Annotated in this window: 15 protein-coding genes, 1 tRNA gene and 2 pseudogenes; 11 read left to right on the plus strand and 7 right to left on the minus strand. The window is 45.4% G+C overall.

The window, feature by feature from the left end; genetic code table 11:
* Positions 1-10: 10 nt before the first annotated feature.
* The 5 genes from IPL83_06015 (at position 11) to IPL83_06035 (ending at position 4587) form a co-directional block, all read left to right on the plus strand.
* Entirely contained in the window at positions 11-565 is a 555-nt protein-coding gene (locus IPL83_06015) for a YdcF family protein (protein MBK9038711.1), read from the plus strand.
* Positions 566-759: 194 nt separating this feature from the next.
* Positions 760-1503, plus strand: coding sequence for an ABC transporter permease (locus tag IPL83_06020; protein MBK9038712.1), 744 nt, complete (start codon positions 760-762; stop codon positions 1501-1503).
* Position 1504: 1 nt separating this feature from the next.
* A complete protein-coding gene (locus IPL83_06025; protein MBK9038713.1) occupies positions 1505-2245 on the plus strand; it encodes an ATP-binding cassette domain-containing protein in 741 nt (246 codons plus the stop codon).
* The gene (locus IPL83_06030) at positions 2242-3234 is read left to right on the plus strand and encodes an MCE family protein (protein ID MBK9038714.1); all 993 of its coding nucleotides are present in this window, start codon (positions 2242-2244) and stop codon (positions 3232-3234) included. Before IPL83_06025 ends, IPL83_06030 begins: the two co-directional genes overlap by 4 nt.
* 63 nt (positions 3235-3297) lie before the next feature.
* Positions 3298-4587, plus strand: a complete 1290-nt coding sequence (locus tag IPL83_06035) for an ABC transporter permease (protein ID MBK9038715.1) — start codon at positions 3298-3300, stop codon at positions 4585-4587.
* Positions 4588-4651: 64 nt separating this feature from the next.
* Here the strand turns inward: IPL83_06035 and IPL83_06040 are convergent, their stop codons facing one another.
* From IPL83_06040 to IPL83_06055, 4 genes are all read right to left on the minus strand, one after another.
* Positions 4652-5128 (minus strand): hypothetical protein, encoded by a 477-nt coding sequence (locus IPL83_06040; protein MBK9038716.1) that lies wholly within the window; start codon positions 5126-5128, stop codon positions 4652-4654.
* Between the two features lie 73 nt (positions 5129-5201).
* A complete protein-coding gene (locus IPL83_06045; protein MBK9038717.1) occupies positions 5202-5558 on the minus strand; it encodes a hypothetical protein in 357 nt (118 codons plus the stop codon).
* A 12-nt stretch (positions 5559-5570) separates the two neighbouring features.
* Positions 5571-6419, minus strand: coding sequence for a 2,3,4,5-tetrahydropyridine-2,6-dicarboxylate N-succinyltransferase (locus IPL83_06050; protein MBK9038718.1), 849 nt, complete (start codon positions 6417-6419; stop codon positions 5571-5573).
* A 140-nt stretch (positions 6420-6559) separates the two neighbouring features.
* Complete coding sequence (locus IPL83_06055) at positions 6560-7210, minus strand: succinylglutamate desuccinylase/aspartoacylase family protein (protein ID MBK9038719.1); 651 nt, start codon at positions 7208-7210, stop codon at positions 6560-6562.
* Between the two features lie 31 nt (positions 7211-7241).
* Here IPL83_06055 and IPL83_06060 point away from each other — a divergent pair, with 31 nt between their 5' ends.
* The 4 genes from IPL83_06060 to IPL83_06075 all read left to right on the plus strand — a co-directional run bounded on the left by IPL83_06060 (position 7242) and on the right by IPL83_06075 (position 10589).
* Entirely contained in the window at positions 7242-8471 is a 1230-nt protein-coding gene (locus tag IPL83_06060; GenBank protein ID MBK9038720.1) for an aspartate kinase, read from the plus strand.
* A gap of 25 nt (positions 8472-8496) precedes the next feature.
* Entirely contained in the window at positions 8497-9648 is a 1152-nt protein-coding gene (gene lysA, locus IPL83_06065; GenBank protein MBK9038721.1) for a diaminopimelate decarboxylase, read from the plus strand.
* A 186-nt stretch (positions 9649-9834) separates the two neighbouring features.
* On the plus strand, positions 9835-10077 hold the full coding sequence (locus IPL83_06070; GenBank protein ID MBK9038722.1) for a DUF502 domain-containing protein: 243 nt from the start codon (positions 9835-9837) through the stop codon (positions 10075-10077).
* On the plus strand, positions 10074-10589 hold the full coding sequence (locus IPL83_06075; protein MBK9038723.1) for a DUF502 domain-containing protein: 516 nt from the start codon (positions 10074-10076) through the stop codon (positions 10587-10589). Before IPL83_06070 ends, IPL83_06075 begins: the two co-directional genes overlap by 4 nt.
* Here the strand turns inward: IPL83_06075 and IPL83_06080 are convergent.
* From IPL83_06080 to IPL83_06090, 3 genes and pseudogenes are all read right to left on the minus strand, one after another.
* Positions 10502-10729: an aspartate/glutamate racemase family protein gene (locus tag IPL83_06080; GenBank protein ID MBK9038724.1), complete on the minus strand. Its 228-nt coding sequence runs from the start codon at positions 10727-10729 to the stop codon at positions 10502-10504. The two genes, IPL83_06075 and IPL83_06080, sit on opposite strands and share 88 nt — an antisense overlap.
* Entirely contained in the window at positions 10654-10980 is a 327-nt protein-coding gene (locus IPL83_06085) for an aspartate/glutamate racemase family protein (GenBank protein ID MBK9038725.1), read from the minus strand. The genes IPL83_06080 and IPL83_06085 overlap by 76 nt, the downstream gene beginning before the upstream one ends.
* Before the next feature lie 439 nt (positions 10981-11419).
* Positions 11420-12451: pseudogene (locus IPL83_06090) on the minus strand (guanosine monophosphate reductase).
* A gap of 921 nt (positions 12452-13372) precedes the next feature.
* Here IPL83_06090 and IPL83_06095 point away from each other — a divergent pair.
* Both IPL83_06095 and IPL83_06100 read left to right on the plus strand, forming a co-directional pair.
* Positions 13373-13466, plus strand: a tRNA-Pro gene (locus IPL83_06095).
* 1048 nt (positions 13467-14514) lie between these two features.
* Positions 14515-14728, plus strand: a pseudogene (locus IPL83_06100) (transposase).
* Positions 14729-14876 lie beyond the last annotated feature (148 nt).

A 14876-nucleotide genomic window follows, 5' to 3' on the forward strand; every position in this document is an offset into this window, starting at 1 on the left:
GAGGGTGCGACTGCAAAGGGGAATTCTTTTTGCTGGTGTATTTATTTCTGGCTTAGGGGCCTGGGCCTTCTATGAAGAATCGCTCAAGATTTCTCGACAAACGGTGACCAGTTGGGAAGAGGATCACGCGGCGGATTGCGCAGTTGTCTTGACTGGGGGTGCCGGGCGTGTCCGCGAGGGTTTTGATCTTTTGGCTCATAAAAAAATTAAGAAATTGGTTATATCTGGGGTCTATCCTCATGCGACTCTGCGGGAGATTTTTCCTCAGTGGCCATATTATGGCGTTCTGGACCAGCGGAATATCATTTTAGAAAAAAGATCTGGCACAACTTACGGGAATGCTCAGCAGAGCTTGCCATTGATCGAGGCTCTGCATTGCAGGGACTTGATTTTAATTACCTCAAGAATTCATATGTATCGTTCTATGAGAATTTTTTCGTCTGTATTTCCGGAGTCTTTTCCAATTTATCCCCGGTCCATCGTGCAGGGTAGCTATGAGACGCCTTTTCCAGAACTAGCCATCGAGGTTTTTAAATCTCTTTTTTATTCGCTTTGGGCCTACTAAAGGCCAGCAGGCCTCATCTTTCTCAAAGTCCTGTTTAGTTGAGTTTTATCAAGCTCAAGGCAGAGGTCTCCGATTTGTAATTGGAACATTTGGAGAAGAGAATGGCTCAAATCGCAACCTATTTGGTTGGACAGATAGATTCACTCGGCGAGTGGTTTTTAAATATCGGCAAATACACTTTTAGAGTGTTCATCATGATCTATCTTGCCGTTCGTGCTGCCGTTTATGATCAAGCCCAAGGGATTCGAACAATCGTGAGCGTTATTTCTGCTCAGATCTATTTCACAGGAGTTCAGGCGCTTCCGCTCATTTCAGTTTTGGCTCTTGCCTCAGGTGGCATTGTTATCATGCAATCGAATATGCAGCTGAGTTTATTGGGTGGCAATGACATGATTGGAAACCTTCTCGTCATTATTATCGTGAGGGAAATCTCACCTCTGTTAACTGCGCTCGTCGTGATTGCAAGAAGCGGAACGGCCGTTGCCTCTGAACTCGGAAACATGAAGGTTAATAGAGAGACCGATGCCCTGGAAGTTATGGGGATCAATCCTCTCAGTTACATTGTCTTTCCTCGTCTCTTGGGTGGAATTTTAAGCGTTCTAGGACTATCTTTTTACTTTATTGTTGTTGCCCTTCTAGGCGGATTTTTAGTCACATCTCTTGTACATGATTTACCATTTATATTTTATTCGGAGTCCCTGGCGCAAGCATTCACGGGGGAGGATGTCTTACTATTTTTGGCAAAAAACACGTTTAGTGGAGCGATCATTTTTGTTGTTTGTTGTTACCAGGGGATGCTGGTTCAGAGTGGTCCAGAGGAAGTTCCTCAGTTTACGACAAAAGCTGTTGTAAATAGCATAATTTATGTGACTGTTTTTAACTTGGGGACCACAACCTTATTTTATCTCAATCAATTGAGAAAGTTGGGAGTGTTTTAATTTGGAGATCTCCAAAAGAATAGAAAGAATTTCTTTTGATGATTTGTCATTTTCGTTTGGTTCTTCGCACAAACCTTTATTTATTGGGATGGATTTTGAGTTTCAAAAGGGCGAATCATATTGGATAAAGGGTGTTCCCGGAAGTGGAAAATCAACGCTTTTAAAATTGTTAGTTGGACTGGTTCAGGCAACTGCAGGCGATATGACGATAAATGGGGACGGTTTTCGACAGATGAGCTTTGAAGAATTTCTTCCCTACCGAAAGCAGATTGGGTACAGTTTTGACCTCGGAGGTCTCATCTCGAACTGCACTCTGTTCGATAACCTCATGTTGCCACTGACCTATCATCACTTTATGCCTCCCGAGGAGGCGAGATCATGGGTTCACCAATTGGCAGAAGAATTTGAAATATCTCCAGTATTACACTTGCGACCCAGTCGCGTTTCGGGAAGCAACAAGAAAGCAACAATAGTGGCTCGCTCTTTAGTGATGAAACCTAGAGTTTTGCTTCTGGACGATCCCACAACTGGAATATCGGGTTCAAGAGTATCAAAGTTGGCAGAAGTCATTCATGATGGCAGAATGAACGGCCAAATTGATTTTGTTATTTTTGTATCGGAAGACATGCCTTTTGTGAGGAAAATTGCAACTCGCACAATTGAGATTAAGGATCAACGAATTCATCAGACAGAAGCTGTGCAATCTGGATTCATTATTGTAGAAAAGAAGAGGGTCACGTGATCGTTAAACTCACTCGGTACGAAAGGATGGCTGGTCTTTTTCTGGTAGGGGCTATCGTCGGGTCCATTGCTGTAACGATTGGTGTTGCCGCAAAAAAAGGATGGTTCTCAAGAAAGATCTATTACGAAACAAATTTGGATAATGCTGAGGGGATACATCCTGGCACGATGGTTCAAGTATCAGGTCTGCGGGCCGGAGAGGTGAGTGAAGTCGAGCTCCTAAGTAACGAGCAGGTGATGGTGAAATTTAGGGTTCTTGAGAAGTTTTCAATGCGTGTGAGAGGAGACAGCCGGATTCAGGTGGTAAGGCCCTTTTTGATTGGAGAGAAGGTGTTGGATTTGTCAGTTGGATCAGATGAATCTCCGGAAATCCATGAGGGAGGGCGCGTGCCGTCCCGTCCTTCCGTCGACTTGATGGATCTGGTTTCAGGAAAGAGAATGAACGAATTTCTAGGGGGCATAAGTGGCTTTGTTGAAAGCTTTCGAATTCTGAGTCGGGCTTTCGCTGATCCACGGAGATCAGAGGCCTTTGTTAATACAATGGATCGGATAGAGCCCCTTGTTGTCAATATGAATGCCATGTCACTTGGTGTAACAAAGATGACTCAGGCCCTCAATCGAGAGGGACGAATGGAGCTAATGGCAGGAGGTTTGGCGGATTTGACCAACGAGCTCAAAGTAATTCTTCCCGATCTCACCAGAGAAGCACCTCAAATTGGAAAGCAATTGGGTCAGTTTGTGTCGAGCATGACTGTTCTGGCCAAAGAATTTGAGGTTCTTGCCCCGGCTCTTCGTGAGCTGGCGCCTGATCTTCCTCAAACAAGTCGGCGAGCAGTCGAAGCCTTAAATGAGGCTGTTGTTCTTTTGAAAGCCATGCAGAAATCCTTTTTTCTGCGTGGAAGTGTGAAAGAAGTCATCGAGGAGGAAAAGCAGAGGTCTCCCTCTTCAGATTCGGATTCAGATGTGAATTCCGGTTCCGGAAAGAAATAAATTTAATTCATTTCACTGCTCATTGATTGAGTTTCTATCGACATCAGATATGATACGAACCCAATGACGATTCAATTTTTCTTGCGATATTTATTTTCAAAGAGGGCAGGGGCGCTTATTAGGATCATTTCCTGGATATGTGTGTTTGGAATTGGTCTCGGGGTGATGTCCTTGATTGTCGTTTTGAGTGTTATGAATGGATTTAATGGAACGATACGAGATCGATTGCTCGCAGTGGATCCTCACTTGGTTGTTGGGTCGATTGTTTCCGAAAATAGAGATTCAACCGAGATTCGAAACTCCCTGGCTGAATTACAAAGTGAATTCGGGCAAATACGGAGCGTGGATACGGATTTGGTAGAAAGCCAAGATGTGATTTTGAAAACGCTCGATGGAACCTTTGGCGGTGCCATAGCCAAGGGGATGGATGTGGGCGACTTACAAAATATCCTTGTTAGCGTTCAGAAAGTGGGCCAAAGACACAAGGGTCACTATGGAGAAGAGATAGAAGTCAGAGATTCAGAAGAGGGTGTAGGAGGGGTTAAAGAACTTGCTCGTCTGGGCCCGAAGGAAGTCATTTTGGGGGCTGATTTGGCTCGCTCTCTTCGGATTCTTGAAGGAGATCAGATCATGGTGATACCTCCTGAATCTTTGTTGAAGCCGAAAGGAGAAGCTCTAGTTTATGAAACAGTCACTGTAAAGGCTCTTCTCAATTCGCGAGTGGCCGACATAGACAGCAAATTTATGTTTTATCACCTGGGACAGACTTTGGGACAATTCAAGAAGTCGGCGAGCAGAGAGATCAATCTTGAACTGCGTTTTAAAGATCCAGGCGATCATGTTCTTTATGAAGGTGACCTTCACAAGAGGGGATTTCGAACCTCCAATTGGATTGAGCGCAATGAGGCTCTTTTTTTCGCTCTAAAGATGGAGAAATTGGCGATGACAATATTTCTTGCTTTGAGCGCATTGATTACCTGCTTTTCTATCATTACCGTTTTGGTTCTCTTGTTGACTCAAAAGCGACGTGATCTGGGTATCCTGATGGCTATGGGATTGAGTCAGACGAGAACGAGATGGATATTTACGCGTGTTGGTATGATTTTAAGTTTGACCGGAATGCTGAGTGGACTGGGTTTGGGTCTTGGTTTGTGTTGGGTGTTGGACAAATACCCCATCGATCTATTGCCTGATATCTACTATGATTCATCGATTCCAGTGCTCGTCACACGAGAATTGGTTTACTTTGTCATATTTGTTTCGGTGATCGTGGCTTTTGTCAGTTCTTATTTTCCCGCTCGGGCCAATACGGTAAAATGGCCCGCATTAGCACTCAGACGTGGAACCAAATAACAGCTCTGAAACAACTTCTGGAGCACGTTATTGCCTTTAACGGAGACTCTTAAAAGTTGAGCTACTACCCTGGACATGCAAAAAAATCGCCACCCAACTCTTTTATATTGTCCCATTTAATGGGGGTATTCTGAAATTTTTCCGGACACTCTTTGTCCATGGAGCATACGATCTCCTTTTCAATATTTTTACTAGAGTCAGTGAAATCTAAAACAATGTATGGAATTTTAATCTTGCAGGATATTCTGTCAGGTCCACTCTTGCCCTTCGGTAAAAGTGCAGCAATATAACTCTCCTCTTCTATTCTTATTGATCCAATCCGTACACTATCAGCAAACTCGGACAAAACTTCTAGTGAGGGACAAGGATCCGACAGGTACCCCTTCAACTCTTGCAATTGGTCGCGGGAGGATTCACTTTGAAGCACCATCTCGATGGACTTCGAGATTTGGGAAGCGTCAATGCATACGTAGGCCTGACTGCAAAGGGAGCCAGCGGTAAAAAAAACCAATACAATTAATCGATTTAGATTTTGAGTCATGAATTTCTCCTTTTCGACCATTATATTAAAACATTTTAAACTAGCGACGCAGGACGTCCTAATACGCAATGCATTATTTAATGTCAAGCATTATATTTCGATCTGTCGTGGATGGTAGGGGGTCAACAGCGAACTTGGATTCAACAAATGCATACAAGGGATCAAATGCCAGCTCCTGTATAATTCCATTTTCGAAAGTCATAAATATAATTGGGCTCTGGGAAAAGTTTTGTGATGAGTAGAGCTGCTCTTTTTGAGGCGGATTTTTATCGGGAATTTCAAGCAATGTCTGAAATGATGGGATGCTTGCTGGATCCAAGCCAGGAGTGATGATTTGTCGATTTTCTATGTCTGCCAAGGCTTTTGCATTTTCGTAGCCCCCCGGCTTGAAAGATCCAAGGCTCGGTATTGGGCCAAACCCTGCAAGCAAGGCTTAGGGCTTCTAAACGGAGACTTCAAAATCTCTGAGCACTTTCGTTAGAGATGTCTTCTTGTCTGTTGATTCGGAACGTTGCCCTATTATCAATGCGGCAGGAACTCCAAATTGGCCAGCTGGAAATTCCTTCATGGTCGTTCCTGGAATGACAACAGAATTTTTGGGCACTCTTCCTTTGGTGATCTTTGGATTCTTTTCGGTCACGTCGATGATTTTCGTAGAGGCTGTGATAGTCACTCCCGCACCCAGAACGGCTCCCTCTTCAATGACAGCTCCTTCAACAATAATGCAGCGGCTGCCCACAAACACGTTATCCTCTATGATGACGGGATTAGCTTGGATCGGCTCCAAGACTCCGCCTATACCAACTCCACCAGAGAGGTGTACATTGGCTCCGATTTGTGCGCAGGAGCCAACCGTCGCCCAAGTATCTATCATCGTTCCTGGACCAACCCAGGCTCCGATATTCACGTAAGAGGGCATGAGTATGGCGCCAGGGCTGACAAAAGATCCCTTTCGAACGAGAGCATGAGGAACAACTCTGACGCCCTCAGTCCCCCGCCATTTTTTTAATGGTATCTTGTCCACAAAACTGAATTCGCCAAGTTCAATCAATTTCATTTTATTGATTTTAAAATACAGCAAAATGGCTTGCTTGAGCCACTGTTGAGTCACCCACTCAGAACCTTGTTTTGTGCAAATTCTCTGATCGCCCGAATCGAGGCCATCGATTGCATATTGGATCGCATCTACGACATCCTTTTCGATGTCCTCATTTGTTTTGATAGATCCCAATTCATCAAAGGCCAATTGAATGAGTTCTTTTGCATGTTCTGTTTGACTGTCCCTGTTCATGAAATAATTCCTTGTTAGCCGTCGAAGCGCATTGAAAAATGCCTTTCTAAAATTTTCATCATACCTACCAGAGATCAGCATCGATTAAAATACTAAATATAATAAATAAAGATTTGGAGGAGTCGCAGGAGTTTGGAATATCAAACTTCGAGAACCTTGAGTCCTTCCAGAATGGCGGGGACGTGAATCTGCACTACGCTCTTATGGTTGAGTCCGCGTTCTATCTCGTAGGTGAGTGTTGGCATATTGCGTTCTAGGCCACAATAGGTGCCGAGGCAACCTGGAGTTGGGTAGCCAATGCTATCTTGAATTTCGTAACCTGTCAGTCGAGAGATGACTTCGGCTATATTCCTGCAATCTCCGTTTACGTTGAGCATTGGCTTCCAGGAATGCAGGCTGAGAATGAAAACGGGTTGGTTCCTCTCGATCCATCCAGTGAGCGCTTGGTTCTCGAGTTCGCTGTTTGCGGCGTTCCCGGGAAAATAGCGGGGATTTTCAACGGCAGCTGTCCAGTCTTGAGTGGGGAGATTGCGATTGAGATCGACCCCATTGGAATTTTGCCGTTGACCACTGAGAATACCGTCGACATTAAACAAAGGCACAATGGTGAGCCGCAGGCATGGCACTGAGCCTTTGGCGAGTCTTCCGAGGAGAGCCGAGGCAGCAACGGTTCCTTCGCTTTCGTCGCCGTGCACGCCCCCTAAAATCAACACATTCGGGCCTCCTTGGCCAACTTGATATCCGATAATTGGCAGATTCAATTCCGATTGACCAAATATAAAACTTTTCACTTCTAGTTTCCTCGTGATAGGTTAGGGGCCCATGAAAACTCACTCATCCATTATGGTCAAGAAGTTCGGTGGCACCTCAGTTGGCTCAATTGAAAGAATTGAGGCAGTTGCAGACCGTGTGTTAGCTGATATGAAGGCTGGACAAAAGCCAATTGTGGTCGCAAGTGCTATGTCGGGAGAAACCAACAGGCTGGTTAAGTTGGCCAACGACATTGATCCCTCTTATCGGGGGCCAGCCTATGACATGCTCGTTTCTTCGGGGGAGCAGGTTTCTATTGCGCTGCTTGCAATTGCATTGAAGAAGCGAGGTGCCAAAGCCGCGCCTTTGCTTGCGCACCAACTGGGGATACAAACGGACTCTATTTTTTCAAAGGCCCGTATCACGAATGTGGATGGTCAAAAGCTTCTTGGTTTGTTGGAATCCTCAGTCGTTCCGATTGTCGCCGGTTTTCAGGGCGTTACAGTAGGACATCAAATAACTACATTAGGTAGAGGCGGGGGAGATACGACGGCCTTGGCTCTTGCGGCAGCTGTTGGTTTGGATGTCTGTGAAATCTATACAGATGTTCCGGCTATATTTACTGCTGATCCGCGTTTGGTGCCGATGGCTCGCGAAATAGACGTGTTGAGTTTTGAAGAAATGATGGAAATGGCTACTTTGGGCTCTAAAGTTTTGCATTTTCGAAGCGTTGAAATAGCGGCCAAATATAATGTGAAAATCCACCTGAGGTCTGCTTTTGAAGCTCGAGAGGGGACCTGGGTGGTGCCAGAAGGAGAGAAAATGGAAACTCCAGTTGTATCTTCAATAACTCACGATGCCTCTGTGGTCGTATTAAAGCTTTTTCCGGTTCCGTTTGGAGCAAAGTTTTTGGCAGATCTTTTTGAAAAGCTCGCAGAAAGAGGAGTCGTGGTCGATATCATCACTCAGAGTCAAAATGAAGAGGGGCAAAGAGTTGCATTTTCAGTTCCCGAAGATGATTTGAACATGGCGCTGGAAGTGGTGGTGTCTGTCGTCGGTCCTAAAACTCAAGTGGTTCCTATGAGAGGAATGGCCAAGCTTTCGGCTGTTGGAGTGGGTATGGCGAATCATCCTGGCGTGGCCTCAAGGTATTTTCGAATTCTTGATAAAGTGAATGTACCTGTTCATCTTGTAACGACTTCTGACATTAAAATCAGTGCTGTCATTGAGCGGGAGAAGTTGGGAGAAGCCGCTAGGGCCTTGCATACTGAATTTGGTTTGGACCGCGAGGCGAGTGTTTGAAGGGGAAGAATCGCTAAGGAGAGGGATGGACTTTTTTTATCGTAACAACGAGCTTGGTTTTCTATCAGGAAAAGTTTTTTTTTCGCTAAATGATATTGCTTCCAGAGCAAAGCGACCGGTGTATGTCTATCATTTAGATTCTATCCTTCAGCGCTATCAGCGTTTCGTTGATGCCTTTCAGGGGGAAGTGCTCGTATGTTATGCCGTCAAAGCGAACTCACATCCTGTTTTGTTAAGGGTATTGGCTCAAAAAGGGGCTGGCGCTGATGTTGTTTCTGGAGGCGAAATAAAGTTGGCTCTGTCCTGCGGGTTCCCTGGGAGTCGAATGGTTTTTTCCGGAGTCGGAAAAGAAAAATACGAAATTCAATTGGCCCTTGAAAATAGAATCAAGCAGATCAACGTTGAGAGTCCCTCAGAATTGAGGCGAATCGGACAGGTCGCACGGTCAATGGGACTTCAGGCCAATGTGGCCTTCCGATTGAATCCTGATGTGAATCCGGACACTCATCCCTATATTCGAACAGGATTTAGGGAAAACAAATTTGGAATGGATGAAAGTTTTATCTTGGAATTAAAGAAAATTTTGAACGAGTACTCTCGAGAACTGAAGCTCGTAGGGCTTAGTTTGCACATAGGGTCTCAGATTCGTGACTTAGGCCCTATCGAAGAGGCCGTGCGAAAATCTTTGCCATTGTTTAAATCATTGCGTGAGTCCGGTCATCCTCTAAATGGTTTTGATGTGGGCGGAGGATTGGGTATTGATTATCATCAAGACAATGAGAGCTCAGAAATTGAAAATGTGAAGGTCTATGCTCAAACAATGAGAGGCCTTTTGAAACCCCTCGGGTGTGAAGTGCTCTGCGAGCCCGGAAGGATTTTAGTTGCCGGTGCAGGGGTGTTGTTGACAGAAGTGCAGTATATCAAGGAAACGCCCTATAAGCGCTTTGCTATTGTCAACACGGGGATGCATCACTTGCTGCGTCCCGCTCTTTATGAAGCCTATCACCGAATCCTTCCTCTCAAGGAGGGCAGGGTCCAAAGGGAAGAAATAAAAACTTACGATGTCGTAGGTCCCATCTGCGAATCAGCTGACGTGATAGGCTTCGAAAGGGAGTTGCCGGAGCTGAAAGAAGGCGACTATTTGGCTAATATGGATACGGGGCCTATGGAGCGGTGATGGCTTCCCACTATAACAGCCATGAGCTTCCCCTTGAATGGGTCTATCATAACGGTGAGGAGCTTCATTGATGAGGACCTTTTTAGGTATTTTTGGTCGTGGCTTGGTGGCTTTGCTGCCAACTTTTTTGTCGGTCTATATTTTAATTCGTTTTTTTCAATGGGCAGATAACATCATTCATGGTCTATTGGCTCTGCTTCTTCCGGACAGTTTTTACATTCCCGGTATGGGGATTGTCTTTGGAGTTTTATTTATATTTATCCTGGGCCTTTCCCTTTCTCATTATTTGGGAACAAAGCTCATCAATTACTTGATCGTCTTTTTCGTCAGGTCCCATTGGTAAAGAGCATTTACATCGCCATTCAAGATCTGACGGATTATTTCTCTCCGGAAAAGGCGCAGGTGGAGATGGACAAGTCGTTGCGGTGAAGTGGCCCGACTCGGGCGCTCAAGCAATAGGATTGGTGACACGGAGTGATTTGTCGGGGCTTCCAAATGGTTTGGACAGAGAGGGCAGAGTGGCTGTTTTTTTCCCGATGAGTTACCAGATGGGGGGCTTTACCCTATTTCTTCCCAAGACTTGGCTAACTCCGCTTGATATGAAGGTAGAGACGGTCATGCGTTCAGCGCTCACGGGTTGGATAAAAAGAAGTAGCTTAAAAATTCCTTATTTGGTCGAGATTGGAAATGTCCGAAGCTGTGAGATTTACATGCGTGAATTTGGTGGCTTTAAATGGATGCAATATTTTTTCAGCTGTGAATTGAATGTGTTGGTCAAGATCGGTATTGAGTATCTCGATTTTTCCGGAGCCCGCGGGGTTCGCTTTCAGTTTGCCTTCGTTCATGTCGCTCATTATCTCGCGCTAATTGCCTTCCCAGAATCGACGAGAGTCACTCCGCCGCCCATAACCTTTGCAATGGATTCTTTCAAAATGGGGTAGTGAGTGCAGCCAAGAATGAGTGTGTCGATTCCCTGCGTAGCTATGGGGCTCAGATAGCGATGGATCACGAGATTGGTAAGGGGATCTTGAACCCATCCCTCTTCAACGAGAGGGACCAGAGCGGACAGGCTTGTTGAAATACTTTTGTGCGTGGATCGAGTTCATGAAGGGCGCGGACGTAAGCCCCTCGGTTGACAGTGGCTCTCATGGCAATGACGCCAATACTGAGAGTTTGTGAGATTTTATAGGCTGTACGCGCTCCCGGTCCGCCGACCTCGTAAAGAGTCACTGCGATTTTTCTTTCGAGATCCAGCACGCTTGAGGCGGAGTTGCAAGCGACCACGATGTCTTTTACCTTGCAGCTCAAAAGAAACTGAATGTTTTGTTCCACGTAATGACGAATCGTCAGCGGCGATTTTGTTCCGTAAAGGAAGCCTTGCAGAGTCTCCCAAATAAAGGGAAATTTTCTTTAGGAAATCTTCAGCCAAAGACTTGAGCACAGTGAGGCCACCGACTCCAGAGTCAAAAACGGCAATTGGAAATTCAGCCCTATCAGAAGCTTCAAGAAACATCATTTGAGTTTACCTGATTTAGTCGCACAGGTCAGCACAAAGAAAAAAGCCTCCTCGGAGAGAGGAGGCTAAAACGAAAATGAGGCTATTGGACCAACGGACTGGACTCCAACAACACCCCTTCAGAAAACACGGAACGGAATCAACAAAGGAAAAACGGCTAAGAAGAATAGATCAAAAAACCTCGCCAAATAAGCCTAGAAAAAGCAAAGTCATTGGTCAAAGGCAGATTGATCTGACCGACGTCAGCGGTTGAATTCAGTTCTTTAGTCCATGTGCTCTTGATTCGAAGTATCCCATGGGCGTCATCTCGACAAATAGAGTTGGCCCGGATATCCTCGATGGCCAATGCGTTGATATATGACATGCCGCTTCTCAGTCCGCCAGATAACTCATTTTATAACATCTGAAATATGGCCCTTTACGGGGACGAGGGTGGACTCCCTCAGGAGCCATTCCCTCCCGGGACTCCGCCTCTCCAGGAGGCTTGTGCGGATTTCGATGCCATGCCACGGTATTGTTTCATCCCATTGTGGATAGGTCCTGGAGACTCAATTGTTCCAGAAAGAAGAGAGCCGAGCATAACAGCATCCGCCCCTGCAGCAAGGGCCTTGAAAATATCGCCGGAGGGACCTGATTCCTCCATCTGCGATGACAGGGACTCCTTTTGGTCTGGCAACAGGCGCAAAAGAAATCGCCGTGAGCTGCGGAACGCCGCATCCGGTAATGATTCGAGTTGTGCACATGGAACCGGGGCCTATGCCCACCTTGATCGCTGGGCGCCAGCTTCTATGAGATCCTCCGTGCTTTTTGGAGTGGCGACGTTGCCTGCGATCAACTGGATGGAGGAAACTCGGTTTTTAGCCAAACAAGAGTTTCAATCATGGCAACAGAATGTCCATGGGCTATATCGATAGTGAGAATGTTGACTCCTAAGGTCCACCAAGGCCTTGGCGCGATCCTTAAAGTCATCGTTGACCCCAATGGACGCGGCAATGTCTCTCGCTCCTGAAGCCTTGATTTTTGCAACTTGTTCAACTTGTTCACAGATCGACATAAATCGATGAAGAATACCGATCGCTCCGAGTTGGTTCATTCCAATTGCCATCTCGTGTTCGATTACCGTGTCCATGTTGGCGCTAATAAAAGGTTTTCAATACTTGTTTCCCGAGTCAGTCGGGTTTTAGATCAGGGCTTCGTCAGGATCGTACATCGGATTGTTAGGGACAATGAGGACATCGTCAAAGTGTAGGCCTTGCCTCTGCCAGTCAGGGCTTTCCAGTCAAACATAAGTTCCATGTCGGGGACTCCTTATCAGGTAGTTTGTTGTTGAGATATTTTTTTGACTTTTTATCTGGAGAGAAAAGATGAAATAAAAACGGAATAAAGTAGCTCGTGACGAGAAAGTCAATCCTCACGTGAGGAACTGAAAAACAGGATGGGCCAACCATGGGAATATTTTGCTATTCATTTTGAAGAAGTTCTGCAGAGAAGCTTGCCACAAGTAGGGGCCGTTAGAATCCAAAAGACTCCTTTGGTGAGATCGTTTGATTTAGCGTTGAGTCCCACCTCACCATTTTATATACTCGGGGTCAAATAGAACGACGAAGGGCAGCGAAGAAGTAGCGAATTTGTTTGTACCATACACCGGGGACAAGAAACAAAATCACTCACATCAAATATGCCCAGTCATACGAAAGGCCCTCAACCAAGCAGGGGCCAGCTGTGTTGAGAAACTATTTTGGCCCATTCCTGATAGGGGCGCTGGTTCTGCCAATCATCAAGCCTTATCGGAAGGAGGAGGGTCAACACAAACTCACTGTAATCGAAGTTATCAGCTGACCAAGTGGAGCAGTGATTTGCTCGACGCCCCCTCTCGAGGCAACCTTAATGCAAAAATCAAAATATTGATTCAATAGTTCGGAGAGTATCCCACAAGGGAGAAGAACTCCGTACGAGGACTTGATGAGAAGTACATAGGATCTATTCGAGTGCAAAGGCCTCTTTGTCATGGGGGTATTCCTCCTGAAGGAGCGGATTTAGAGGATCACGGTTGACAATTGAGCCACCTAAATTTGGATTTGTCAAAAAAGCCTAATTTTGTTCAAATTTTGAGCTTTTCTCCTGGTTTTTCACCTTATTTTCGATTGACAGCGAAGCCTCAGACGTTCACTTTATTGAAGCGGCGAAATAAAGTTTGTAGTCAGTAAGGCCCCGGTGGCAAAATAGAGTAGAACGCACAGGACTTGGAAATCCTGAGTTAGAGTTATACCGACGTACCAGTTCAAGTCTGGCCGGGGCACCACGGTTGCTTTAATGATCAGAGGATTTGCTCACGCTTAGCGGGTTTCCATCACGATCTTGTGCATCAGCTTAATTTGCCTTTAGAGATTGATGTAGTGGAAGACTTTGAATTGTCATCAAGCCAATGCCTTTGGGGAAGAAACTCATTGCAGGGAAAAACAATTGGTTCCTAATTGTCCAGAGTCACCATTCCTGTGGGGCCTCCGAATTTTAGTAGATCCTGCTTCAACCCAAGAGGCTTTATCGCTATAAAAACATGTGCCTTCGGTTGTTCATCCATCTCCTCATGAATGGTGGCACGAGTGAAATGAACCTCTCCTTCCATCGCTTAGCTCTAAAAAACAGCTGACTTCCACAAATTTTACAAAATTGCCTTTCTGATTCGTGAGTATTTAAAGGATGTCAAATATTCACCGCCGTGAGTAAGTTTGAATTGTTCTGAATTTACTCCTCCCCATGTGACAAATGCAGCAGCATTTGCTCGACGACTTTATATTGGCGTACAGTGATCGTGAACCACAAAATTTTATGGGAGTTTTCAATTTCTTATGTTATAGATTTGCAAAGGCAAGAACCGTGATATTTCTTTTCCTTGAACATGGTGCTGCCTCCAGATTTTTCTGGCAATTTACAGGACTTCCAATTTGAAGTCTCTACGTTGCTAAAACCAAATCCCTTTTTCGAATTGGATTTTATTGCAGTTGAGCCTTTGATAACCTTTTCTTAAGCTTTCGAGAGGTAACGGTCCGTGAATATATGAAACCATGTTTTAAGGCGCGCTCGGCAAAGAAATTGCATTTCAAGGGTGGTGAATTCTTGATACCGCAAAAACAAAAATCCCTGGCCATCAATGCGCAGGAAGTTCAAGGTTTGGGATTTTAGTAAGCGAATTGACCGCCATCCTGGTCACTTATTAAAGTCAAATTAAGTTTCCCTGATCAGACACGGGAGAAATAAATGAAGTTACCAGCGGAGCCAACCGCCGCAAGAAAATTACTCAAGTGGCTCAATACACTGCCCAGGTGAAACCTCTTTTTATCGAAAAGGACTCTCCTTGGGAGAATGGATACGTAGAGTCATTTGACGGCAAAATGCGATATCAACTTCTTGACGGCGAAAGTTTTCTACGCTCTCTTCGAGGCCCAAGTGGTCATCGAGAGATGGAGACGACACTACAATGAGGTCAGGCCTCACTCATCACTGGCTGAAAGCCACCCAAAACACCCCAAGCAGAAGGAGGCAAACATTGGGCTTGTCAGCTAATCATTAACATTGGTAGTGGTATAGAAACTCCCAGGCAGTCACTGTCGACTCGGCAAAAATTTCAATTCAGCCACGCCAGAAACAACAGGATCAGATTTTTTACCCCTATCGTCTGCAAAAGGTAAAAAAAGCGGTTAGGCGCGATAAC

The organism is Bdellovibrionales bacterium, assembly GCA_016716765.1.
Classification (GTDB): Bacteria; Bdellovibrionota; Bdellovibrionia; order Bdellovibrionales; family UBA1609; genus JADJVA01.

What these genes read in the sequence shown, in the direction of transcription:
- IPL83_06050 (MBK9038718.1), bottom strand. Translation starts at nt 6,419, where the DNA reads ATGAACAGGGACAGTCAAACAGAACATGCAAAAGAACTCATTCAATTG.
- lysA (MBK9038721.1), top strand. Translation starts at nt 8,497, where the DNA reads ATGGACTTTTTTTATCGTAACAACGAGCTTGGTTTTCTATCAGGAAAA.
- IPL83_06060 (MBK9038720.1), top strand. Translation starts at nt 7,242, where the DNA reads ATGAAAACTCACTCATCCATTATGGTCAAGAAGTTCGGTGGCACCTCA.
- IPL83_06020 (MBK9038712.1), top strand. Translation starts at nt 760, where the DNA reads ATGATCTATCTTGCCGTTCGTGCTGCCGTTTATGATCAAGCCCAAGGG.
- IPL83_06040 (MBK9038716.1), bottom strand. Translation starts at nt 5,128, where the DNA reads ATGACTCAAAATCTAAATCGATTAATTGTATTGGTTTTTTTTACCGCT.
- IPL83_06035 (MBK9038715.1), top strand. Translation starts at nt 3,298, where the DNA reads ATGACGATTCAATTTTTCTTGCGATATTTATTTTCAAAGAGGGCAGGG.